The sequence below is a fragment of the Bacillus sp. 0102A genome (assembly GCF_036765155.1).
Classification (GTDB): Bacteria; Bacillota; Bacilli; order Bacillales; family Bacillaceae; genus Bacillus; species Bacillus subtilis_G.
This window is the reverse complement of sequence record NZ_JBAIZW010000003.1, coordinates 390382-413139: the sequence shown is the minus strand read 5'-3', so window position 1 is coordinate 413139 and position 22758 is coordinate 390382. Positions and strand designations below refer to the sequence as shown.

The window sequence follows — 22758 nt, the reverse complement described above, 5'->3', positions numbered from 1 at the left end:
TCACCCTCTGTTTCTCATTTTGTACTCAATTACCCGCTGATACACGGCCGACGCCATAGCGACGAACGGGATCATTCTGTATTTCGCCATCAGAAGCAGGCATGACCGTTTTGCGTCAAAAGGCGCGGTACCCGTTTTTGAGAGGCTCTCTTGAAATACGGGATCCCCGCAAATCACGCCGACATTTCTAAACTTGTCAAACAGCCGGCGGCTGCCGCTTGTTTTCCATTCATTCAGCATACAGATGCTGCTGTGAAGCACGATAAAGGTATCAAGCTCCTTACCGTACTCCTCCAGTTTGTTGTTCTCCTGTAAAAACGCTGCATTCGCCTCATACAGCGCAAGCCCCGATTCAAACAGTTTTTTCTGATAGCGCTGCACGATGGATGATAGGTGAATGCGGTAATGATAGAGCGGCGCCTTGACATAGGATACAGAGCGGGCGAAAAAATGAGCTCTGAAACTAAAAAACTGATCCTCGACATGCTCCAGCTCGCCTCGGAGCGGAAACGACAGCCGATGTGCTTTAACCATGCTTCTTCTGTACAGTTTGTTCCATGAAAACCCTCTGACCTTCCCTTCGAATAATGCCTTAATATAGTGCTCCTTCGGCTGATCCCGGTAGTTTTCGGCAATGTCAGAGATCATGGTTTTTCCAGTGTCCTCAAACTCCGCGGCGTAATTGCAAATGACAAGATCAGTTTCATCGCCCGCTGCTTGGAGCATCCGCTCGCAATAATCAGGCTCGATCCAATCATCAGAATCGATAAATGCGAGAAACTCGCCGCGTGCTGCCTCGATGCCTTTATTTCGAACCGCACCGAGGCCCTTGTTCTCCTGATGAATCACACTGAACCTGCGATCCTTTGTGGCGTATTCCTCCGCGATATCCGGGCTGGCGTCTGCCGAACCGTCATTGACGATGATGATTTCAATATTGTCCACCGTCTGGTTCCGCAGCGATTCGAGGCACTTTTTGATATATGTTTCTGTGTTATAAACAGCGACTAGCAGACTAACCACAGGTATTTCCATAATGACCGGCTCCTCTTGCGTAAATTACCGGGAAAAAATCGTTCTGTAAGGCAGAACGGACGAATCAACCGGCATAAGCAAATAACTGTAAAGAAAATAACAAACAACGATCGCGATATAGATAAGGGCATTCGATTTTTCATCAAATATCCTGACGAAATAAGGGACTAGGATCAATTGATACAGGCCGAAATAAATATTGAATCTGGCAAAGATCACGTCTTTTGTGGCCAAAAGCCCGAATAAAAAACCGAGCAGGCACAAATTGACGACGATGTCGATTTGCGGCCACAGCTTCCGCAGACGCGCCCTGTAGCAAAAGGCGAGAAACAGCGGCAGAACCAAGACAGCGATTTTGATCACATTCATTCCATTTGTGTTCGTCATAAGCCATTTTTCATAATGGCTGTATGAGCTGTTTTCAAGCACAACAACAAACACAGAAATGAATTTTTGATATAAAAACGTCATGCCGAGAAATAAAGCGGATAGCCCGAATATCGCCGGTGACCAGGCTTTTTTTCTGACAATAAAGTATACTGGAATCATAATCAGCGCCGAGGAATGAAAGAGCGAGCTGATCAACACGATCAGAAAATATCGCTTCCAGTTCCCGCTAATGATGTAACGAATCGCCCAAAACAAACCGGCTGCCACCATGTATTGCCTGATGCCGTTAAAAGACGCGTAATAATGAAAGGTTCCTAAAAATAAAAAGACACTCAGCTCAAACGGCCTTCCGTAATCAGCGAGTGTCTTCATAACCAAACTGTAGGTCACGGCCGCAACTGTTATATACATGATTTGCGGATCTGCCGTGATGACATTCATCAGCCAAAGGAGTGCGGTAAAGCCCGGATCCGTCGCCATTTTCGCTGTGCCGAAACCGAATATCTGCCACACATTTTGATAATCGCCCGCCAATTCATACAGCAGCGTGTACGTCTGAAAATCCGTGCCGACTCTGTAACGGAGACCCGACACAAGCACAAGTGACACTAGCGGAATCCAGATTAACAGCTTATTCGGCCTATATCCCGTAGCGAGCGAATCATCACGGCCGCCGCACATTTTGGCAAACCAAGACCAAATATATACAATTCCCATATTGACGGCATATACAATCATCGTTTATTGTCCTTTTCCGCTGCTAATGTTATATACATTCAGCAGCGCTCCTACATTTTGCTGTGCATCGTAGCCAAGTTCGGCGAGTGTTTCTTTGATAAGCTCCCGCTTCGGCCTGCCTGCGGCGGCCGCCCTTGCAATGGTTTCAGCCCAGATGCCGATCGGCTCAGAAAGATTCAATCTTGTCACAAGTCCTAGACCGACATCGACTTTTTCTGTGATTGTGTCTGAAATGATGCATGGAAGTCCCGATGCCTGCGCTTCCACCAGCACAACCGGCAAGCCTTCGTACAGAGACGGCATGACAAACACATCAAATGTGCGCATCAATTCATGAATGTTATCTTCAGTGCCTAAAAAGAGGACATCTGAAAGCAGATTCTGCCGCCGCGCCTCCTCTTCCATTTTCTCGCGCAGCGGCCCGTCTCCTGCGAGCACGAGCTGAAAGCGAACCCCGTGTTCTTTAAGATGTGCGGCAAGCTTCAGCAGAAACACGTGGTTTTTCACTTCATGAAATCGGGCGACATGGCCGATGATGAGACGGTCAGCTGCAATGCCGCGTGCTGTTTTTTCTTCATCAGCCCACTGCACATTTGGGGCGAACAAATCAAGATCAATCCCGTTTGGAAGGAGATGAACACGCTCCATGTTGGACGGTCCGAATAAAAACCTGCCCGCATCCTCTCCGCAGGCACACAGTGCTGTCGCGTTCGCCAAAATCAGCCGCCTGAACACCATCAGCTGCAGGCGGTCTTTCCAATTGAAGCCGGTCTTCCACGACGTATTATGGGAATGACATACCCTGACCGGCACTCCGGCTAGCCTTGCCGCAAGGGCGATAAAGCCCGTTTGAAAATCCGTGTGCGCATGAACCGCGCTGAACGGCCCGTTTTCTGTTATCGTATGTCTTACATTCCTCACAAATGTAAGGGGATTGCTTTGCCCGATGCTTGGGACATAAAAAAGCCGCCCGCCTAAAGATAAAATTTCTTCATCAAAAGCGCACGGATCATTTCGATACGTTAAAAAATCAAATTGTACTTTGCTTCTGTCCATTTTCCGATATAAATTCATCACCATGGTCTCCGCGCCGCCCCTGTTCATGCCGCTGAGAACATGGAGCACGCGTTTTTGGCTGCTATTCATGTTTGACAAGCCCTTCCTTTTGATTCATCACTCTTTTTTTGTGGTAGCGATTCATCACGGCTGGAGGCATAAGCGCGCGGATTAACGGTTTTGCGATATATAGGTAATCAGATAATGGAAGCTTCAAGCGTCTGCATGCCTGATAGACAAGGATGGCATTGTCAATGGAATACGTAAATGACCGCCGTTTGAAAGCATCGCTGTCTTCCCTTACTTTATACAAGGTTTCCTGGAGGTTGTAGCCCCTGAAGCCCTCTTCAAAAAAGCGAAGCCATAAATCAATATCCTCCATCCGTCTCGTCCGCCGCACCGAACGGTAGCCTTTCAGCGTGCGGTAGGCGCTGGCTCTCATCATAATCGTTCCGTGGCAAAACGGGGTCCCTTTTGCCATGATGCCCGGCTCCGGAACAGAAGGCAGGATGCGTGTGCCTCTTACGCCACATTCATCAAATACAAGCATGCCGGTGCCAACCACCTGATAGTGGCGGTGCTTTTCTAAAAATGCGACCTGCTTTTCCAGACGGCGCGGAAACGAAAGATCGTCTCCGTCCTGGCGGGCAATATACTCGCCTGTGGCATGTGAAAGACAATGATTTAATGAAGCGGCAAGCCGCTTGTTTGTTTTGTTTTGAATCACCTTGATGCGGTCGCTGTAATGAGCGGCATACTGCTTCGCGATGCGGAGCGTGCCGTCTGTTGACGCATCATCGCACATAATCAGCTCCCAATTTTTATAAGATTGGCTGAGTATGGATTCAATACTCTCCGCCAAAGTGCGTTCACAATTATAAATGCCCATAATGACAGAAACTTTCGGTCCTGAGTTCATACGCTTTTCTCCTTTGTATCCAAATCCATGTACGCGGAATAAATATCTGCCATTTCTTCTACCGTGCGCGCCTCCGAAAAGCGCAAGGCTGTTTTTCGGCCTTCCTGCCCCAAATTTCGGCAGAGTTCCGGTTTACTATAAAGCTGTTCAATCCGGCGGGCAAACGCGGCACTATCACCGATTTTGATCAGAAAACCATTTTCTCCGTCCCGGATGATTTCCCGGTGCCCGCGGTTATCCGTGGCAATCGCCGGTTTTTCTGCGGCCATCCCCTCAAGAACGTTCATGCCAAGGCCTTCTCTCATGCTGGATGCGACAGATACATCTGCAAGCTGAATCAGCTCGTGAATGTCCCGGCAAAAGCCGTAAAAGCGGACGTTGCCGGAAGCGCCAAGCTTTTCAGCTAACGTTCGATACGTTTGTTCCATCGCCCCTTCTCCGGCAAAAACAAGGCGAAGCGACGGTATTTTTTCTTTCAGCAAGGCCGCGGCTTCAATTAACAGCTTCTGATTTTTGTTGAAATTAAGCTCAGCCGGATAAACCAATATAAAATCGTCTTCGCTGAATCCGTGTTTTTCTCTGAGGCTTCGCTTCTCTTGCAGGCTGACAGGCCGAAACCGCTCTGTATTCACCCCGATGCCGTGAATTTTCCGCGTCATGCCGTCCGGCCTTTGAAGTCCTTTCGCCCGTATGTAATCCTCTTCATTGATCGTAATCAGACAGTCTGTATAAGCCGAGAGCCATTTCTCAACCGGATAGTAAAGAAGCCAATTTTTGACCGGCGCTCCGCTGCAGAAGTGAAATCCGTGCGCGGTGTACAGCACCTTTGTCCCATGCCGCCTCGCTTGCCTCGCCGCTAGTCTGGCAAGCACGCCGCCAACCGGCGTATGGCAATGGACAATGTCGTATTGATTGGTGTCAATCACTTCCTTCAGCTGTCTGTAAACGGCCAGATTCTGAGGATGAAAGGGTGACCTGCGAATCGCAATGGAGAATTTCTCGTCCACATACGGCAGTTTGGTTTGTCCGCTCGCCGCGACATGAACCTCCCAGCCCATTCGTTTAAACCATTTAAAGTAAGGAAGATGAAAGGCCTTAAAATGATAATCAACAGTCGCACAAAACAAGATCTTTTTCGTCATCTTCACTCCCCCTATTGAACACTGGCAGCCGTCATTTTGTCTGATGTATCAATCGCCGCAAACAGCCTCGCTCTCAGATCGTCTTCCGGCATCTCATGAAAATCCTCGATAAAGCGCATCAGCACTGGCCAATCGCCGTCAACCGCTTTGCCGATATGAATTTTCGGAAAGATTTGTTCAGCGTGTACTTCATTTTGGTTCAGCAATTCCTCATACATTTTTTCACCGGGACGAATGCCTGTAAATTCGATTGGAATTTGCTCAGTCGTATAGCCGGACAGATGAATGAGATTTTTGGCAAGGTCCACAATCTTTACGGGCTCTCCCATATCGAGAACGAAAATCTGGCGCCCTTTCGCAAGTGCTCCTGCCTGGATGACAAGCCTTGAGGCCTCGGGAATCGTCATGAAATAGCGGGTCATCGCCGGGTGTGTGACCGTCACCGGTCCGCCTTTTTCAATCTGCTTTTTAAAAATCGGAATGACGCTGCCGCGGCTCCCGAGCACATTGCCGAAGCGGACAGCGACAAATTTGGTTCTGCTCATTTTTCCAAGATTCATAATAATCATCTCGGCGAATCGTTTTGTCGCCCCCATTATATTGGCTGGGTTCACCGCTTTGTCCGATGAAATCAGCACAAACGTCTCTGTCCCCGACATATCGGCTGCTTCCGCGACATTTTTTGTTCCGATGATGTTGTTTTTGACAGCCTCTTCGGGATTGTGCTCCATTAAAGGAACATGTTTATGGGCAGCTGCATGGTAGACCACGTGCGGCTCGTACTTTTTCATCAAGGTAAACATTTTATCGCGATCCTGCACATCCGCAATTTCCGTATGGAACACAATGTGTTTGCCGAATCGCCCGTTCAGCTCTGTATAAATCGAATGAATGCTGTTTTCTCCATGGCCGAGCAGAATGATTTCTTTAGGCTGAAACGCGCTGATCTGCCGGCAGATTTCCGAGCCGATTGATCCGCCCGCTCCCGTGACGAGAACTGTTTTTCCTTTGATGCGGTTCGAAATTTCGCTTGTGTCGAGGGTTACCGGCTTTCTGCCAAGCAAATCCTCAGCTTTTACATCTCTGATTTGCCCGGCAGTTCGTGTGCCGAGCAGCATTTCATCAAAGTGAGGCATAATTTTGATGTTGACTCCAGTCCGCACACATTCTTTATATAAAACCTGAAGCTCATGGGTGTGGAGTGAAGGAATCGCAATAATAATATAGTTAATTTTGAGCTTTTGCACCGCAGGCATGATACTTTCTTTTCCGCCGATCACGGGCAGCCCCATCATTTCTAATTTATGTTTTGTCTGGTCATCATCAATAAAAGCAACAGGCGTGATGTCAGGATCATCTTTTGAAAGCAGCTGCCTGACCATCAGAGTCCCTCCTGAGCCCGCCCCGATAATCAGCGCGCGGGACGAGGCGCTGCGGTTTTTTCTGATGTTTTCTTTTAACACTCTCGACAAAACACGGGTTCCTCCGATGGACAAAAGCTGCAGCACCCAACACGCGATTAACAGACGGAAGAACATCGTATGATACACAGCATACTGGATGAAGCCGGTCACAGCGGCCGAAAGCGTGATGCCCTTAAGCAGGACGATCAGCTCGCCGATTCCGGTGTATGTCCACACCTGTTTATACTGATGGAACAGGAAAGCACATACATGATAGCTGAGGAGCAAGCTGACAGCGGTAAGCAATAATGCTCCGGAGTCATAAAATTGATAGGAATCTTTTAAAAATTGATATCCTGCAATAACTGAATTTAAAACGAGATAAGTGTCCAGCGCAATAATCATTGACAGTCTTCTCCGGTAACTCAACCTTTTCCCCCCTAATTCTTTTATCGGTTTAGCTGCGGCGGCTTTCGTCCTACAAAACATCGGCAGCAGCTAAACCGACAACACGTCCTATGTATATATCAAATAAGTGGGCATTTAACCCATCCTCACGCCCCGCCAGTGACGACCAGCATCTAAGGCAGCAACACCAGCTGCCCACAGCAGAGCCGAGTGCCTCCATTGATACAGGTCAGGAGACATCACCTTTACCATCTATTTAGTAGGAATAGTGTTCCGATTTTTTCATTTTCTTTTTGTTTAAAAGAGCGCCTAACAGCTTCGCGTTGGATTGTTCCAGTGCATCCTTCGCTTTTAGGATGGTATCGGTTTTCGTTTTTCCGCTTAAAACGACGAGTACGCTGCCGTCTGTCTGGTTTGCTAAAATCTGAGCATCCGCAACAGCCAAAAGCGGAGGGGAATCAAAGATGACGAGGCTGTATTGTTCATAGATGTCAGATATTAAATCTCCCATCGCTTTTGAAGACAGCAGTTCAGCCGGATTCGGCGGGGTGGGTCCGCTTGTCAGAACATATAAGTTATCGATCGGCGTCTTTTGCACCGTCTCACTGAGTGAAGCATTACCGACCAGCACATTTGTCAGCCCGGTTACATTCCCAACCTGAAACGTCTGATTGATCGTCGGCTTTCTTAAATCGGCATCCACCAGCAGCACTTTCTTTTCCTGCTGCTGCGCAAAGACAGCCGCAAGATTCGCCGCACTGAACGATTTACCTTCTCCAGGCACAGAGGAGGTGACGAGGATAGACCGCAAGTTGGTCTGGACGGATGAAAACTCAATGTTTGTCCGAATGGTGCGATATTGTTCCGCAACAATTGATTTATTGTGTAAAACGGATATTTGAGCCAAACCACGACTTGCTTTCTTTTTTCTAAAGATCACTCGCTTCACTCCCCGAAGTGTTTTATCCCGCGATTCCGCCCTTTTTTGACATCAGGGACGGAGCCTAAGCATGGCAATCCGGTTCTCTCGCTGAGCTGCCGTGCGCTTTTGCACGTATCATCGAGAAAATGCAGAAAAAATGCCAGTGTAATGCCGCCCATGACAGCAGCGCCAAAAGCCATGATCATATTTCGCAGCCGGGCCGGCTTTATCATTGGGCTTTCAGAAGCCTTCGCCTCTGATAAAATATGTACGCCTTGTATGTTCAATCTTTTATCTACTTCTTTTTCAAACTTGTTCACTAACGTGTTCGCAATCTCAGCCGCTTCCGCCGGATCGTGGTCCCGGACGGCAACGGTGATAATTTCTGATTCATTTTCACTGCTGGTCATCACTTTTCCTTTCAGCAAGGAAGCCGATTCAGAAAGATGCAATTCCTCCTTGACTTCTTCCATCAAGGCCGTGCTTTTCATAATCGCTTGGAACGTGCTGCTGTACTGAAGATTTCGCTGGATGTCACTGAGATTCGAGTTTTTTTCACCGTCTGATTCATGAATCAGCACTTGCGTCGACGCCTGATAGGTCGGTGAAACGACCTTAAATTGCATAAAACCTGTCATAAGGGTGACGCCGAATGTGATGAGCAGAATCAGCACGAATCTGTGTCTGACAATCGCATATAATTCTTTAAAACTCATATTCTCATTCATGTATTCATAGCCTTCGGCCTTCCTGCGGCTGGCTTCCCGCGCCCCTTTCTGTTAATGATTGGATTATAAAAGAAAAAGATATTATTTAAAAATTGCAAAATAAGCCAATAAGTTCTCTTTAGAGAACAAATTCATGATTTTCCTCTTATTTACTGCACTTCCCTTATTATTTTAAATTTTATAAAGAACGAATAATTCCTTATAATGAACGAAATAACGACAGGAATAGAGGAGAATTTTAATTATGATTGGAAGAATTATCCGTTTATACCGTAAAAGAAAAGGCTATTCTATAAATCAGCTGGCCGTTGAATCAGGTGTATCTAAATCCTATTTAAGCAAGATTGAAAGAGGCGTTCATACGAATCCGTCCGTTCAATTTTTAAAGAAAATTTCCGTTACACTGGAGGTAGAATTAACAGAATTGTTCGACGCGGAAACGATGATGTATGAGAAAATCAGCGGCGGTGAAGAAGAATGGCGCGTGCATCTTGTGCAAGCCGTACAAGCCGGAATGGAAAAGGAAGAGCTGTTCACTTTTACGAACATACTAAAGAAAGAACAGCCTGAAATCGCTTCCTACAGAAATCGTAAACTGACGGAATCCAATATAGAGGAATGGAAAACGCTGATGGAGGAAGCAAGAGAAATCGGCTTGACCGTGCAGGAAGTCAAATCCTTTTTCAAAACGATGGGAAGATGAATATCGGCTAAGGGCTGACATTCGCATAATCAGGGGAAATCTGTTTATAATGGGGGAAAAAGGGAGAGAGAGCGATGTCACATACAACAGTAACAACTCCATACGGGAAAGTAAAAGGCACAACAGAAAACGGCGTACATATATGGAGAGGCATCCCCTATGCCAAGCCGCCTGTCGGACAGTTGCGTTTTAAAGCACCGGAGCCCCCGGAAGCGTGGAAGGACGAATTGGACACAACAGCGTACGGCCCGATTTGCCCGCAGCCGCCGGATTTAATGTCACTTTCGTATGCTGAGCCTCCCCGCCAGTCTGAGGATTGTCTGTATCTCAATGTTTTCGCGCCTGACACTGGGAATCAAAACCTGCCTGTCATGGTGTGGATTCACGGCGGCGCTTTTTATCTCGGAGCGGGCAGTGAGCCATTATACGATGGATCAAGCCTTGCGGCGCAGGGAGACGTCATTGTCGTTACATTGAATTACCGGCTGGGGCCGTTTGGATTTTTACATTTGTCTTCGTTTGATGAGGCGTATTCCGATAACCTCGGGCTTTTGGACCAAGCCGCCGCGCTGAAATGGGTGCGAGACAATATCTCAGCGTTTGGCGGTGATCCGGAGAACGTAACGGTATTTGGAGAATCCGCAGGCGGCATGAGCATTGCCGCGCTGCTCGCTATGCCTGCGGCAAAAGGCCTGTTCCAGAAAGCGATCATGGAAAGCGGCGCTTCCCGAACGATGACGAAAGAGAAAGCGGCAAGCACCGCGGCAGCCTTTGTACAGGTCCTTGGGATTGATGAGAGTCAATTGGACAGATTGCATACGCTATCGGCGGAAGATTTGCTTAAAGCGGCCGATCAGCTTCGGAAAGCAGAAAATGAAAATATCTTTCAGCTGTTCTTCCAGCCCGTCCTTGATCCGAAAACGCTGCCTGCTGAACCAGAAAAAGCGATCGCAGAAGGTGCTGCGGCCGGCATTCCGCTGTTAATCGGAACAAATCGCGATGAAGGATATTTATTTTTCACCCCGGATTCAGATGTTCATTCTCAGGAAACGCTTGATGCTGCGCTCGAGTACTTATTAGGGCAGCCGCTGGCCGAGAAAGCCGCCGATCTGTATCCGCGTTCGCTTGAAAGCCAAATCCACATGATGACTGATTTATTATTTTGGCGCCCGGCCGTCGCCTATGCCGCCGCCCAGTCCCATTTCGCGCCTGTCTGGATGTACCGATTCGACTGGCACTCGAATAAGCCTCCGTACAATAAAGCGTTTCACGCATTAGAGCTTCCTTTTGTTTTCGGAAATCTGGGCGGCTTAGAACAAATGGCAAAAGCGGAGATTACAGATGAGGTGAAACAACTTTCTCATACCATACAATCAGCATGGATCACGTTCGCCAAAACAGGAAACCCAAGCACTGAGGATGTAAAATGGCCGGCGTATCATGAAGAAACAAGAAAGACGCTGATTTTAGATTCAGAGATTACGATTGAAAACGATCCTGAATCTGATAAAAGGCAAAAACTATTCCTTCCAAAAGGAGAATAAACATGGGGAAAACAGGTTACATTGGTGCTGTCATCGTTGTGGCAGCTTGCATCATCATTTCGTCGGCAGTCGTATTATTGCGGGACACAGCCTATTACGATCCCATCCGCTGGACTGGAATCATACTGTTTTTTACGGGAATTGTGATGGTTCCGGCATACGCAGCAAAAAGAAAACCCGGAAAAGAGAAGTAATTTCTCTCTTTTCCGGGTTTTTGTTTTTTACAATTTTCCGGCGCGAATATCGTCTGTCATTCCTTCATAAGGAGCTTTCGAAATCACTTCTTCATTGTCGGCTCCCTCATTTTTCAGAAATGTAATCTCCGCAAATTCAGGTACAACGTATTTCGGATACGTTTCATATTTTTCGCGGGATTCTTTCATAAGATCAATGTGGTCATTTTGATAGCAGACCGTAATTTCAGGGTGTTCATGCACCCATTTCGGGAAGAAAATAATGCCGTGCATGCGTTTTTCATTCGGCATAAAGTTTAATGAAACATCTGTGCCTGTCGGTTCTGTCCAAGACACTTTATATACGCCTTCTGTCAGTTTAACAATATTGACTTCCTGATCCCGAACCCAGCGTCCGGCAACCATTCCGCTATGAATTCTATAATCGATGGTATGATCGTTTTTTATATAGATCTCGTATTCCCATCCGTTTTCATAAGTATAAATCATGTGGCTTCCGATAAAGTTTTCCATCTTTCACACTCTCCTTAGTCTTTACTGTACTTCATAAATGTCTAGTCGAACGCAATCAGGGGTTCTTTCTGCGGCACCGATAAACAAGCGGTCATGCAGCCATTGATAAGCTTCACTGCCTGTTTCAAACGTCGGCACCGTACGGAAATAAACATGTGCCGGATCAATGATGTCCCCGGCTACGGCTTGTTTTCGAGACGGCTCGCTGACTTGCCGTATTCCATTGTTTTCAATGTAAATCAGTTCATGATCGGCTGTTTCGATGACATACCTGGCAGATAAATCTGTTCTGCCGTCAGCGCGAATGATTTGTAAATCGGCACCGCCCGGCAAAATACGCCCTTATACTTTCCCGGTTATTGTTCCTGAACGAATCGGAATCCATCGACTCATTCCCAGGCCTGTCTCACCAATCGTGATAGGCGGATCTAAAGAGGCGAATAATGTTAAAACCGGCTTCTTCATGAGCACCACCTCACATCCATAAAAATCATGTAACTATTTACATGTTAAATTTAACACCATTTCGTACAGCTGTCAAACAATAGGAACATAAAAAAAGGACTGGTTGAAGACAGTCCTTTTTTGAAGCTAGCTTTGATTGGCAAGATATGTGCTGACAGTGCTTTTCGCCAGACAGTCAGAGGAATCTATAATCGGAATCTCGCTTTGAAAATGATCTAACACCGCATTTAAATCCGTGCAGGCTGAAATGATGATGTCTGCATGCTGGCTGATTTCGGTATATAGCTTCTGCCACAATGCATGTGTATGCTGCATATGGTGCGGCTGTTTGATAGCGGCGATGAGCTGATTCACAGCCTGCTGCCAATGATCCTTGTGAACAACTTCTTGCCCGTTTGCCTTTAGCCCTTTTTGATAGATGCCGGATTGGATGGTTGAATCTGTTCCTAAAACAGCCACTTTTTTTGCAGCATGCGGAATTTCTTTTTCCGTTTCCTTTATGATATGTAACAAAGGAACCGCCAACGCCTGCTGAATCTCTTTATAATACACATGTGCCGTATTACAAGGAAGAGCAATAAAATCAACGCCTGTCTTTTCAAGCTTTACCGCGCCATCAATAATCGCTCTTTTCATCTCGTCATGATCGATGGGACGATCTGCATAGAATGGGGTCGGGCACGAATAAATCATCATGTGTGGAAAGTCGATATCATTTGAAGCCCCATACAGCTTCTGACAGTAATCAATCACCTTATCAATAAACGGCGAGGTTGATTTCGGCCCCATTCCGGCTAATATTCCGATCATCACGTTCATTCCTTTCTCTTTCTAATTCGTACGGACTACTACTTCTTCTGTGCCATCTTCATAGAGGATAAAGCTTTTCGCAACATCATCGCCTAACAAAAATTCGATTTCAACAGACAATGATCGCAAAAAGAAACGGGTTTCCGAGGAAGGAAATAATTCAAGCCTCACCTGTCCTGTGATCTGCAAATAAAGCTTTTCATTCTCGGCTGTCACCCGTGCAGCCGTCCCATCCTGAAACGAGTAGCTGCCAACATAGCGGCTGTATATCGCCGGATCAACTTCTTTTTTCTTTTTATCAGCAGGACGTTTCGGGATCTCATATGGCTGGCCAAATAAAATATGTTCCGCCGCCTTCAGAATCGCTTGTTCATATTCCGCATCCTCTTCCTTGTTACTCAAATAGATCAGCGTTTTACGCAGATCTATATACCGGATCATCATCGTCGAATAACCTGGCCACCCACCACTGTGGCTGACAATCTTCCCTTTTTCAGGACTGTGTTGCAGCACCCAGCCAAAGCCGTAATCGAACGTTTCACCATTGTTCAGCCGCACCGGAGAAAATGCGGCCTCCTTAGAAGTGTTACTAATTAAATCGTCCTGATATAGAGCCTGATCAAATCGAAACAAATCGCTTGTGACAGAGTTCACCGTACCGTCTCCCTGTATGCCATCGAGGTACACAACATAGTTCGTTTCCTCCAGATCATCAGGAAGGACGTACGTTTCGGAATGTACATCATACACGTAGCCATATGCATAATGATCCATCTGCTCTGGCCGAAGCCTCCTATTATGCACTTTCGTTTCATTCATGCCGACCGGTGAAAAAATATGTGTTTTCATAAAATCCGAATAGCTCATGCCGGAGGCTTTTTCCATGATAACCGCCAACAACACATACCCCGTATTGCTGTACTGCCAGCCTTCATTCGGCTCAAAATAACCAGGCAGCCCCTCATTCATCAGCATATCCACAATATCCTGATTCACCGCAATCTTGTGTTTGTCCCAATTGGCAAGAAACCATTCAAAATAATCAGGCAGCCCTGACGTATGGTTCAATAAATGTCGAATCGTGACGCCCTGATATGGAAAACCCGGCAGCCAGCGCTCGACTTTGTCTTCATATCCAAGAATTCCTTTCTCCTCGAGCAATATGATCCCTAAAGCTGTAAAAGGCTTTGACAGAGACGCTAACTCAAACAAAGAGCTGGTTTGCAAAGGGCGTTTTTCCGCCAGTTCCGCATAGCCGAAAGAGTGATGATATAAAATATCGCCATCCTCCGCAGCTAGAACCGTCCCGTTGAACTGTTGTTTTTCCGCCAACACAGAGAATAATGTGCCAAGATGTTTCCTTTTTTCTTGCTTCATTTTTACACCTCCCTTAATACCTACGATATTTCCCCTTCTATGTTTCAAAAATTTGAAAAATATGAGAGAAAGAGTGGTAGTGGCCTGTATCCTGAATACGTTTCACAATCGCTTCCGCAAACCCTGAAGTCGAAGCCCCCGAATTCAACGGTTGCGAAAAGACCCTTTGACATCTGACCCGTGCGACCAGTCTCTAAAACAGCCGATCTCCCAGAAAAGAAAAGAGCTTTCACCACATTGTTATAGAGAATCCCCCTGACTTTCCGTAACACCCATTAGTCTATTAGACTCATATCAGCGAAGGTCTTTTTTCATTTTCTATCAAACAAAAGAGGAAAATAGACCCGTTGTAATCTAAACGAGAGTTTAATAGAATGATGTCGAAAAGTAAATCACGCAGGTTTGTTACTGATAAAGCAGGCAAGACCTAAAATGTGTAAAGGGCAAAGTATATTCTTTGGCGTCACCCCTTACATATTTTAGGTCTTTTTTTATTGTGCGTAACTGACTTGCCATCTTCAAACAGGAGGGCCGGGAGAAGCAAACCGCTAACACAGTACATAAAAAAGGAGACATGAACGATGAACATCAAAAAGTTTGCAAAACAAGCGACAGCATTAACCTTTACAACCGCACTGCTGGCAGGAGGCGCGACTCAAGCGTTTGCGAAAGAAACGAACCATAAACCGCATAAGGAAACGTACGGCATTACCCATATTACACGCCATGATATGCTGAAAATCCCTGAACAGCAAAAAAATGAAAAATATCAAGTGCCTGAATTCGATCCATCCACAATTAAAAATATCTCTTCTGCAAAAGGCCTGGACGTTTGGGACAGCTGGCCATTGCAAAACGCTGACGGCACAGTCGCAAACTATCACGGCTACAATATCGTCTTTGCATTAGCCGGAGACCCTAAAAATGCGGATGACACATCCATTTACATGTTCTATCAAAAAGTCGGCGAAACGTCTATCGACAGCTGGAAAAACGCGGGCCGTGTCTTTAAAGACAGCGACAAATTCGATGCAAATGATTCTATCCTGAAAGACCAAACACAAGAATGGTCAGGTTCAGCGACATTCACATCTGACGGTCACATTCGTTTGTTCTACACTGATTTCTCCGGTAAACATTACGGCAAACAAACCCTGACAACGGCACAGGTTAACGTATCAACGTCAGACAGCTCTCTGAACATCGACGGTGTAGAGGATTATAAATCAATCTTTGACGGTGACGGCAAAACGTATCAAAATGTACAGCAGTTCATCGATGAAGGCAACTACAGCTCCGGCGATAACCACACGCTGAGAGATCCTCACTACGTAGAAGATAAAGGCCGCAAATACTTAGTATTTGAAGCGAACACTGGTACAGAAAACGGCTACCAAGGCGAAGAATCTTTATTCAACAAAGCATACTATGGCAAAAGCACATCATTCTTCCGTAAAGAAAGCAAAAAACTTCTGCAAAGCGATAAAAAACGCACAGCTGAATTAGCGAACGGCGCACTCGGCATGATCGAGCTAAACGATGACTACACACTGAAAAAAGTGATGAAACCACTGCTTGCATCTAACACAGTTACAGATGAAATTGAACGCGCGAATGTCTTTAAAATGAATGGCAAATGGTACCTGTTCACTGACTCCCGCGGATCAAAAATGACAATCGACGGCATTACATCTAATGACATTTACATGCTTGGTTATGTTTCTAATTCCTTAACCGGCCCATACAAGCCGCTGAACAAAACAGGCCTTGTGTTAAAAATGGATCTTGATCCTAACGATGTGACCTTTACTTATTCACACTTCGCTGTGCCTCAAGCTAAAGGAAACAATGTCGTCATTACAAGCTACATGACAAACAGAGGCTTCTTTGCAGACAAACAAGCAACGTTTGCGCCAAGCTTCCTATTAAACATCAAAGGTAAGAAAACATCTGTTGTAAAAGACAGCATCCTTGAACAAGGGCAATTAACAGTTAACAAATAAAGACGCAAAAGAAAATGCCGATATCTTATTGGCATTTTCTTTTATTTCTTATCAACATCATAAAGGTGAATCCCAGATGAACTATAAAAAAACAGGCAAATGGCTAACAGTAATCCTGAGCTTTTTAGGAATATTGCTGTTTATCAACTTATTGCCAAACGAAGAACCTGTCAAAAAAACAAAATCAACACAGAAGCCGGACTACCGGGCGGCCTATCATTTTACGACGCCGGATAAATGGAAAAATGATCCCCAAAAACCGGTCTATTTTGAGGGCAAGTATCATTATTTCTACCTTTATAACCGGGATTACCCAAACGGGAACGGCACAGAATGGCGCCATGCCGTATCAGAGGACTTGGTGCACTGGACCGATGAAGGCGTGGCGATCCCGAAATACACAAACCCAGACGGGGACATTTGGACCGGTTCTGTCGTGCTCGATAAAGAAAACACAGCCGGATTCGGGAAAAACGCGCTCGTCGCAATCGTGACACAGCCTTCAGCCAAAGATAAAAAGCAGGAGCAACATTTGTGGTACAGCACAGACAAAGGAAAATCATTTAAGTCCTATAGTGATAATCCCGTTATGCCTAATCCCGGCACAGACGATTTCAGAGACCCGAAAGTCATATGGGATGACCAGAATAACAAATGGGTCATAGCCATGGCTGAAGGAACAAAAATCGGCTTTTATGAATCCGATAATCTAAAGGACTGGCATTACACAAGCGGATTCTTAACGGAGCAGGCGGGAATTGTGGAATGTCCTGACCTCTACATGATGCGGGCAAGCGATGGAACGACTAAATGGGTTCTCGGCGCGAGCGCGAACGGCAAACCATGGGGCAAACCAAATACGTACGCATACTGGACCGGGAGCTTTGACGGAAAAGAATTTTCTGCGGATCAGGCCGAACCGCGATGGCTTGACCACGGCTTTGACTGGTACGGCGGCGTGACGTTCGAAGACGCCAAAAGCACAGATCCATTAGAAAAGCGGTATGCGCTTGCCTGGATGAACAATTGGGATTACGCCAACAACACACCGACAATGAAGAACGGCTTTAACGGCACAGATTCTGTCATACGCGAACTCCGGCTGCAGGAGCAGGACGGCACATACAGCCTCGTCTCACAGCCGATCGAAGCTTTGGAGCAGCTGACCGTTTCAACTGACGAAATAGAGGATCAGGATGTGAGCGGATCAAAAACACTGTCGATCACTGGTGATACGTACCAGCTTGATATGGATCTTTCTTGGTCAGAGCTAAAGAACGCAGGCGTCAGACTGAGAGAATCGAAAGACCAAAAACGCCATATTGATGTCGGCATTTTCGCCGAAGACGGCTATGCATATGTCAACAGAGCGGCTACAAATCAGCCTGACAAAAGCAACACCTATGTCGAAAGCAAGGCTCCCTACGATGTAAGCAAACAGAAGGCCCATTTGAAAATTCTCGCCGATAAAACAACGATAGAAGTATTTGTCGGCGACGGGAAAACCGTTTTTTCAAATCAAGTGTTTCCAAAACCCGAAGATAAAGGCATTACCCTTTATTCTGAAGGCGGCACAGCCTCATTTAAAAATATAACGGTGAAACACTTCGATACGATTCATGAATAAAAAACAGATGCAGCGCAGGCTGCATCTGTTTTTTTATTAGAGCGGTATTCTCTGTTGCATATTGGGCATTGTAAGGAATATAAGGCTGGTTGCTAAGGAGGAAGCGGATGTCTAAACAAGGAAATTTTCAAAAATCAATGTCGCTGTTTGATCTGATTTTGATTGGGATGGGAGCCATCTTTGGATCAGCGTGGCTGTTCGCTGTCAGTAATGTCGCATCTAAAGCGGGACCCTCCGGCGCTTTTTCCTGGATCATAGGCGGAGCCATCATTCTGTTAATCGGGCTCGTGTACGCGGAGCTTGGAGCCGCCCTGCCCCGTACCGGAGGCATCATTCGATACCCGGTTTATTCACATGGCCACCTTGTCGGCTATTTAATTTCATTTGTCACAATCGTCGCTTACACAAGCCTGATTTCGATTGAAGTCACGGCAGTCCGGCAATACGTGGCCTATTGGTTTCCCGGCCTGACCAAAGAAGGCTCTGATTCACCGACCATTGCCGGCTGGCTCTTACAGTTTGCCTTGCTATGCTTGTTTTTCCTGCTGAATTATTGGAGCGTCAAAACATTCGCTAAGGCAAATTTCATCATATCGATTTTTAAATATATTGTACCGATTACCATCATTATCGTGCTGATCTTTCATTTTAACCCGCAGAATTTATCTGTTGAAGGATTTGCTCCGTTTGGTTTTACAGGTATTCAGGCTGCGATATCGACAGGCGGCGTAATGTTTGCGTATCTTGGCCTGCACCCAATTGTGGCTGTTGCAGGCGAAGTGCGAAATCCAAAACGCAATATCCCGATCGCTTTAATCGTTTGCATCATTGTTTCCACCATCATTTACACTGTTTTGCAAGTCACCTTTATTGGTGCAATTCCGACAGAAACGCTTAAAAATGGCTGGCCCGCAATCGGACGGGAGTTCTCACTGCCGTTTAAAGATATTGCGGTCATGCTCGGTTTAGGCTGGCTTGCAACGCTTGTCATTTTAGACGCCATTCTGTCTCCGGGAGGAAACGGGAATATTTTTATGAATACGACATCTCGCCTCGTCTACGCCTGGGCGCGAAACGGCACATTATTTGGCATATTTTCAAAGGTCAATAAAGAAACGGGAACCCCCCGTGCTTCACTCTGGCTTTCATTTGCCTTGTCCATTTTTTGGACGCTCCCCTTCCCTTCGTGGAACGCACTTGTCAATGTCTGTTCTGTAGCGCTCATCCTTTCTTATGCGATTGCACCCATTTGTTCAGCGGCGCTGAGGGTCAATGCGAAGGATTTAAACAGGCCGTTTTATTTAAAAGGGATGGGTATTATCGGGCCGCTTTCCTTTATTTTCACGGCGTTTATCGTTTACTGGTCAGGATGGACGACCGTTTCCTGGCTGCTCGGTTCACAGCTCATCATGTTTTTGGTCTATCTCTGTTTCAGCAAATATGCGCCTCAAGAAGATGTCAGTCTGGCCCAGCAGCTGAAATCAGCTTGGTGGCTTATCGGGTTTTATATCATGATGCTGGTCTTTTCCTACATCGGTTCTTTCGGACATGGTTTAGGCATCATCAGCAATCCCGTCGACCTTATTTTGGTCGCCATCGGCTCACTTGCGATTTACTACTGGGCAAAGTATACCGGGCTCCCGAAAGCCGCTATTGATTATGATAAATAAAGAAGCAAGAGGTTTTCTTGCTTCTTTATACTTTACAAACGCACATACCCAAGATAAAATGAATGATAGTCAGTCATTACAGGAGGTGTTCCTTATGCCAAAACAAACTTCGGGCAAATATGAAAAAATTCTGCACGCTGCCATTGACGTTATATCTGAAAAAGGTCTCGACAAAGCCTCTATTTCTGATATTGTCAAAAAGGCCGGCACTGCACAAGGAACGTTCTATTTGTACTTCTCATCTAAAAACGCCCTCATTCCGGCAATTGCAGAAAATCTTCTCACCCTTACGCTGGATCAAATCAAAGGAAGACTGCATGGAGACGAGGATTTTTGGACCGTTTTAGACATATTAATTGATGAGACATTTCTCATTACAGAACGCCATAAGGATATTATCATCCTCTGTTACTCCGGGCTTGCGATCGACCACTCCATGGAAAAATGGGAGACGATCTATCAGCCTTATTATTCCTGGCTCGAAAACATCATTCATAAGGCGATTGAAAGCCGCGAGGTAACTGAAGAAATCAAAGCAAAATGGACGGCCAGAACGATTATTAACTTGGTCGAGAACACAGCAGAACGATTCTATATCGGGTTTGAACAAGATGAAAATGTTGAAGTGTATAAAAAAGAAATCTTTACTTTCTTAAAACGAAGCTTAGCTACAGCGTAAAAAATGACTGGGTAAAACCGCTCATTTTTTAATGCCTCAAAAATGACTGACGTTCATTCATAAAAATAGAGAGGTGTTTCATTTGAATTGGGTGCTTGTTTTCATTGCAGGGCTTCTAGAAGTTGTTTGGGCCTCTTCCCTCAAACATGCCGATTCGCTTTTGGATTGGATCATTATTTTTATTTTGATCGCGGTCAGCTTTATCCTGTTAATCCGCTCTTATCAAAAAATCCCGATGGCCGCGGCGTACTCTGTATTTGTCGGAATCGGAACCGTCGGAACATACATCACCGGAATTGTTTTGGGCGAATCCTTCTCAGCAGCCCAAATGTTCTTTTTAGCTTTATTGCTGGCCGGCATTTTAGGAATGAAGCTATTCACGAAAGAAAGCAAAACGCAGTCGGGAGGTGACTCGTAATGGCATGGTTTTTATTAGTGATTGCCGGCATAGAAGAAATTATAGCTGCCGTTGCCATGAAATATGTAGACGGAACAAGAAAAAAATGGCCGATTATTGTGATGACTGTTGGATTTGGCTTATCCTTTTACTGCCTTTCACAAGCGATGCTGATCCTGCCTGCCGGAGTCGCTTATGCCGTCTGGACCGGCATTGGCAGCATTGGCGTTTCAGCGGTCGGCTTTGTCTGGTTTAAGGAGCGGTTTCAGCTTTCACAAGTGATTTCTCTTTGCCTTATCCTCGCTGGCGTCATCGGCCTGCGTCTTACGGCTTCATCATAAGATAAGGGCACATACAGCTGTATATGCCCTTGCCATTAAGCTTCGTCTTGATGGTTGTGAAGATGAAGCGGCGGCGGGATGAGCCAGCCTTTGTTTTTTAGCAGCCTTAAGTATTTTGCTCCCATTGCCGCTTTCGATAAATGGAATTGCCCAAACATCATGGCAATATCCTCACGAATTGACTCACCCATAATTTTGCTGCATGCCACAAGGCCTGCAGCATTTTGCGCTGCCGCAGAGACCGCCACATCCGGATCGAGAAACCGCGCACCCGTCGGAATATCTTTAAGATCCGCTGCCGGCGGTTCAGGAGAAGCCGGCGGGAGCGCCACACCGTTTTCCTTCAGGATGTTGCTGACTTGTTTCATTTCATCTTGGCACTTCTCAATGGCCTCATGAAGCAGCTTTTTCAAATCGTCATCACCGACATGATGCAATAACATCTGGTAATTGCCGACCATTTTATTGCCTGCCATTACATAACTCCACAAGCTGAAAACCTCACCGTAATGCATCGGTTCCTCTTGCGGATTTCCACTTAAAATACCCATATTCATCCTCCTTGTAAATTCAATATCGCACATTTCATAAAGTGCCCGGCAGGAGGAAAATTTATGTTCAGATGAGAAAACATTTTTAACATAAAACAAAAAAGACAAGAGCGGCAAAGTGCCAAACCCTTGTCTTTCCTGTTGTTCTATTGGACGCGCTCGGAGGGATTCGAACCCCCGGCAGACGTGGTACCGGAAACCACCGCTCTATCCAACTGAGCTACGAGCGCATATTCGTTGCGTGATGAGAACGTCAGCACAACTCATTATACGATAATTCCCTTCAAATAACAACCCTCTATTTCAAGAGGCCGTTTTTCACATCTAACACATCATCTTATTTGGCAATCTGACATACGATGGTTTGAACCCATATAAATTTGGGGAAAATGGGAAAAAGAGAAGACTTTGCGTGTCAAGCCAGCTTTTTGTTTGACCTTTATTGACCAAAAATGTATCATGTAACTACATACTTACCTAAAAGGTGAAGGAGGAGCATTATGAATTTAATACCTACAGTCATTGAACAAACGAACCGCGGGGAAAGAGCGTATGACATTTATTCTCGTCTATTAAAGGATCGTATCATCATGCTTGGATCTGCGATTGATGACAACGTTGCGAACTCCATCGTGTCACAGCTTTTATTCTTAGAAGCGGAAGACCCTGAAAAAGATATTTCTATTTACATCAACAGCCCGGGCGGCTCTATCACAGCCGGTATGGCGATCTATGATACCATGCAGTTTATTAAGCCGAAAGTATCTACCATTTGTATCGGTATGGCTGCATCAATGGGCGCGTTCCTGCTTGCTGCCGGCGAAAAAGGCAAACGCTATGCGCTTCCAAACAGTGAAGTCATGATTCACCAGCCGCTTGGCGGTGCGCAAGGTCAGGCGACAGAAATTGAAATTGCCGCGAAACGCATTCTCTTGCTTCGTGACAAATTAAACAAAGTTCTTGCTGAACGTACTGGCCAGCCGCTTGAAGTAATCGAACGCGACACAGACCGCGATAACTTCAAGTCTGCTGAAGAAGCGCTTGAATACGGCCTGATTGATAAAATTCTGACTCGCAACACAGATGAGCAAAAGTAATACTGTAACCTGCAAGAGCTATGTCTCTTGCAGGTTTTTTTATTTA

21 protein-coding genes, 1 tRNA gene and 2 pseudogenes are annotated in these 22758 nt (G+C 45.9%); 10 read left to right on the top strand and 14 right to left on the bottom strand.

The features are described from left to right. The 8 genes and pseudogenes from V6D41_RS10265 to V6D41_RS10230 form a co-directional block, all read right to left on the bottom strand. Window positions 1-1035, bottom strand: a complete 1035-nt coding sequence (locus tag V6D41_RS10265) for a glycosyltransferase family 2 protein (protein WP_333518127.1) — start codon at window positions 1033-1035, stop codon at window positions 1-3. A gap of 24 nt (window positions 1036-1059) precedes the next feature. Further along, entirely contained in the window at window positions 1060-2163 is a 1104-nt protein-coding gene (gene epsG, locus V6D41_RS10260) for a biofilm exopolysaccharide biosynthesis protein EpsG (protein WP_333518126.1), read from the bottom strand. Next, window positions 2160-3309: pseudogene (locus tag V6D41_RS10255) on the bottom strand (glycosyltransferase family 1 protein). Before V6D41_RS10255 ends, epsG begins: the two are co-directional and overlap by 4 nt. Beyond that, window positions 3302-4138, bottom strand: coding sequence for a glycosyltransferase EpsE (epsE, locus tag V6D41_RS10250; RefSeq protein WP_333518124.1), 837 nt, complete (start codon window positions 4136-4138; stop codon window positions 3302-3304). The pseudogene V6D41_RS10255 and the gene epsE overlap by 8 nt, the downstream one beginning before the upstream one ends. Beyond that, entirely contained in the window at window positions 4135-5280 is a 1146-nt protein-coding gene (locus V6D41_RS10245; RefSeq protein ID WP_333518123.1) for a glycosyltransferase family 4 protein, read from the bottom strand. Before V6D41_RS10245 ends, epsE begins: the two co-directional genes overlap by 4 nt. 11 nt (window positions 5281-5291) lie before the next feature. After that, window positions 5292-7112, bottom strand: a complete 1821-nt coding sequence (locus tag V6D41_RS10240) for a polysaccharide biosynthesis protein (protein ID WP_333518122.1) — start codon at window positions 7110-7112, stop codon at window positions 5292-5294. Between the two features lie 235 nt (window positions 7113-7347). After that, a complete protein-coding gene (gene epsB, locus V6D41_RS10235) occupies window positions 7348-8031 on the bottom strand; it encodes a protein tyrosine kinase EpsB (RefSeq protein ID WP_333518121.1) in 684 nt (227 codons plus the stop codon). A 5-nt stretch (window positions 8032-8036) separates the two neighbouring features. Continuing rightward, window positions 8037-8741, bottom strand: coding sequence for a YveK family protein (locus tag V6D41_RS10230; RefSeq protein ID WP_333518120.1), 705 nt, complete (start codon window positions 8739-8741; stop codon window positions 8037-8039). Between the two features lie 244 nt (window positions 8742-8985). On the opposite strand from V6D41_RS10230, the gene slrR reads away from it, so the two are divergent. The 3 genes from slrR (at window position 8986) to V6D41_RS10215 (ending at window position 11182) form a co-directional block, all read left to right on the top strand. Continuing rightward, window positions 8986-9444 carry an HTH-type transcriptional regulator SlrR gene (slrR, locus tag V6D41_RS10225; RefSeq protein ID WP_333518119.1) on the top strand — a complete coding sequence of 153 codons (459 nt, stop codon included), beginning with the start codon at window positions 8986-8988 and terminating at the stop codon, window positions 9442-9444. A gap of 74 nt (window positions 9445-9518) precedes the next feature. After that, window positions 9519-10988 (top strand): carboxylesterase/lipase family protein, encoded by a 1470-nt coding sequence (locus V6D41_RS10220; protein ID WP_333518118.1) that lies wholly within the window; start codon window positions 9519-9521, stop codon window positions 10986-10988. Window positions 10989-10990: 2 nt separating this feature from the next. After that, window positions 10991-11182 (top strand): hypothetical protein, encoded by a 192-nt coding sequence (locus V6D41_RS10215; RefSeq protein WP_333518117.1) that lies wholly within the window; start codon window positions 10991-10993, stop codon window positions 11180-11182. Between the two features lie 27 nt (window positions 11183-11209). On the opposite strand, the gene padC is transcribed toward V6D41_RS10215, so the two are convergent. From padC to V6D41_RS10195, 4 genes and pseudogenes are all read right to left on the bottom strand, one after another. Beyond that, window positions 11210-11695, bottom strand: coding sequence for a phenolic acid decarboxylase (gene padC, locus V6D41_RS10210; protein ID WP_003235304.1), 486 nt, complete (start codon window positions 11693-11695; stop codon window positions 11210-11212). A 21-nt stretch (window positions 11696-11716) separates the two neighbouring features. Next, window positions 11717-12160: pseudogene (locus tag V6D41_RS10205) on the bottom strand (DUF3237 domain-containing protein). A gap of 126 nt (window positions 12161-12286) precedes the next feature. Then, complete coding sequence (locus V6D41_RS10200) at window positions 12287-12970, bottom strand: aspartate/glutamate racemase family protein (protein ID WP_333518116.1); 684 nt, start codon at window positions 12968-12970, stop codon at window positions 12287-12289. Between the two features lie 21 nt (window positions 12971-12991). After that, complete coding sequence (locus V6D41_RS10195; protein WP_333518115.1) at window positions 12992-14347, bottom strand: serine hydrolase; 1356 nt, start codon at window positions 14345-14347, stop codon at window positions 12992-12994. A 581-nt stretch (window positions 14348-14928) separates the two neighbouring features. On the opposite strand from V6D41_RS10195, the gene sacB reads away from it, so the two are divergent. From sacB to V6D41_RS10165, 6 genes are all read left to right on the top strand, one after another. Beyond that, the gene (gene sacB, locus V6D41_RS10190; protein ID WP_333518114.1) at window positions 14929-16350 is read left to right on the top strand and encodes a levansucrase; all 1422 of its coding nucleotides are present in this window, start codon (window positions 14929-14931) and stop codon (window positions 16348-16350) included. 76 nt (window positions 16351-16426) lie between these two features. After that, window positions 16427-17977 (top strand): glycoside hydrolase family 32 protein, encoded by a 1551-nt coding sequence (locus V6D41_RS10185; protein ID WP_333518113.1) that lies wholly within the window; start codon window positions 16427-16429, stop codon window positions 17975-17977. A gap of 107 nt (window positions 17978-18084) precedes the next feature. Continuing rightward, window positions 18085-19647, top strand: a complete 1563-nt coding sequence (gene aspP, locus V6D41_RS10180; protein ID WP_087993525.1) for an aspartate/proton symporter AspP — start codon at window positions 18085-18087, stop codon at window positions 19645-19647. 94 nt (window positions 19648-19741) lie between these two features. Next, window positions 19742-20326, top strand: a complete 585-nt coding sequence (locus tag V6D41_RS10175) for a TetR family transcriptional regulator (protein ID WP_148962706.1) — start codon at window positions 19742-19744, stop codon at window positions 20324-20326. Between the two features lie 82 nt (window positions 20327-20408). Continuing rightward, window positions 20409-20744 carry a multidrug efflux SMR transporter gene (locus V6D41_RS10170; protein WP_333518112.1) on the top strand — a complete coding sequence of 112 codons (336 nt, stop codon included), beginning with the start codon at window positions 20409-20411 and terminating at the stop codon, window positions 20742-20744. Beyond that, entirely contained in the window at window positions 20744-21064 is a 321-nt protein-coding gene (locus V6D41_RS10165) for a DMT family transporter (protein ID WP_202327992.1), read from the top strand. Before V6D41_RS10170 ends, V6D41_RS10165 begins: the two co-directional genes overlap by 1 nt. A 35-nt stretch (window positions 21065-21099) precedes the next feature. Here V6D41_RS10165 and V6D41_RS10160 read toward each other — a convergent pair whose 3' ends face one another. Then, window positions 21100-21615 (bottom strand): DUF3231 family protein, encoded by a 516-nt coding sequence (locus tag V6D41_RS10160; RefSeq protein ID WP_333518111.1) that lies wholly within the window; start codon window positions 21613-21615, stop codon window positions 21100-21102. 154 nt (window positions 21616-21769) lie between these two features. Next, window positions 21770-21845 (bottom strand) — tRNA-Arg (locus tag V6D41_RS10155). Window positions 21846-22115: 270 nt separating this feature from the next. On the opposite strand from V6D41_RS10155, the gene clpP reads away from it, so the two are divergent. Then, complete coding sequence (gene clpP / locus V6D41_RS10150) at window positions 22116-22712, top strand: ATP-dependent Clp endopeptidase proteolytic subunit ClpP (protein WP_014115260.1); 597 nt, start codon at window positions 22116-22118, stop codon at window positions 22710-22712. The last annotated feature ends 46 nt before the right edge of the window (window positions 22713-22758 follow it).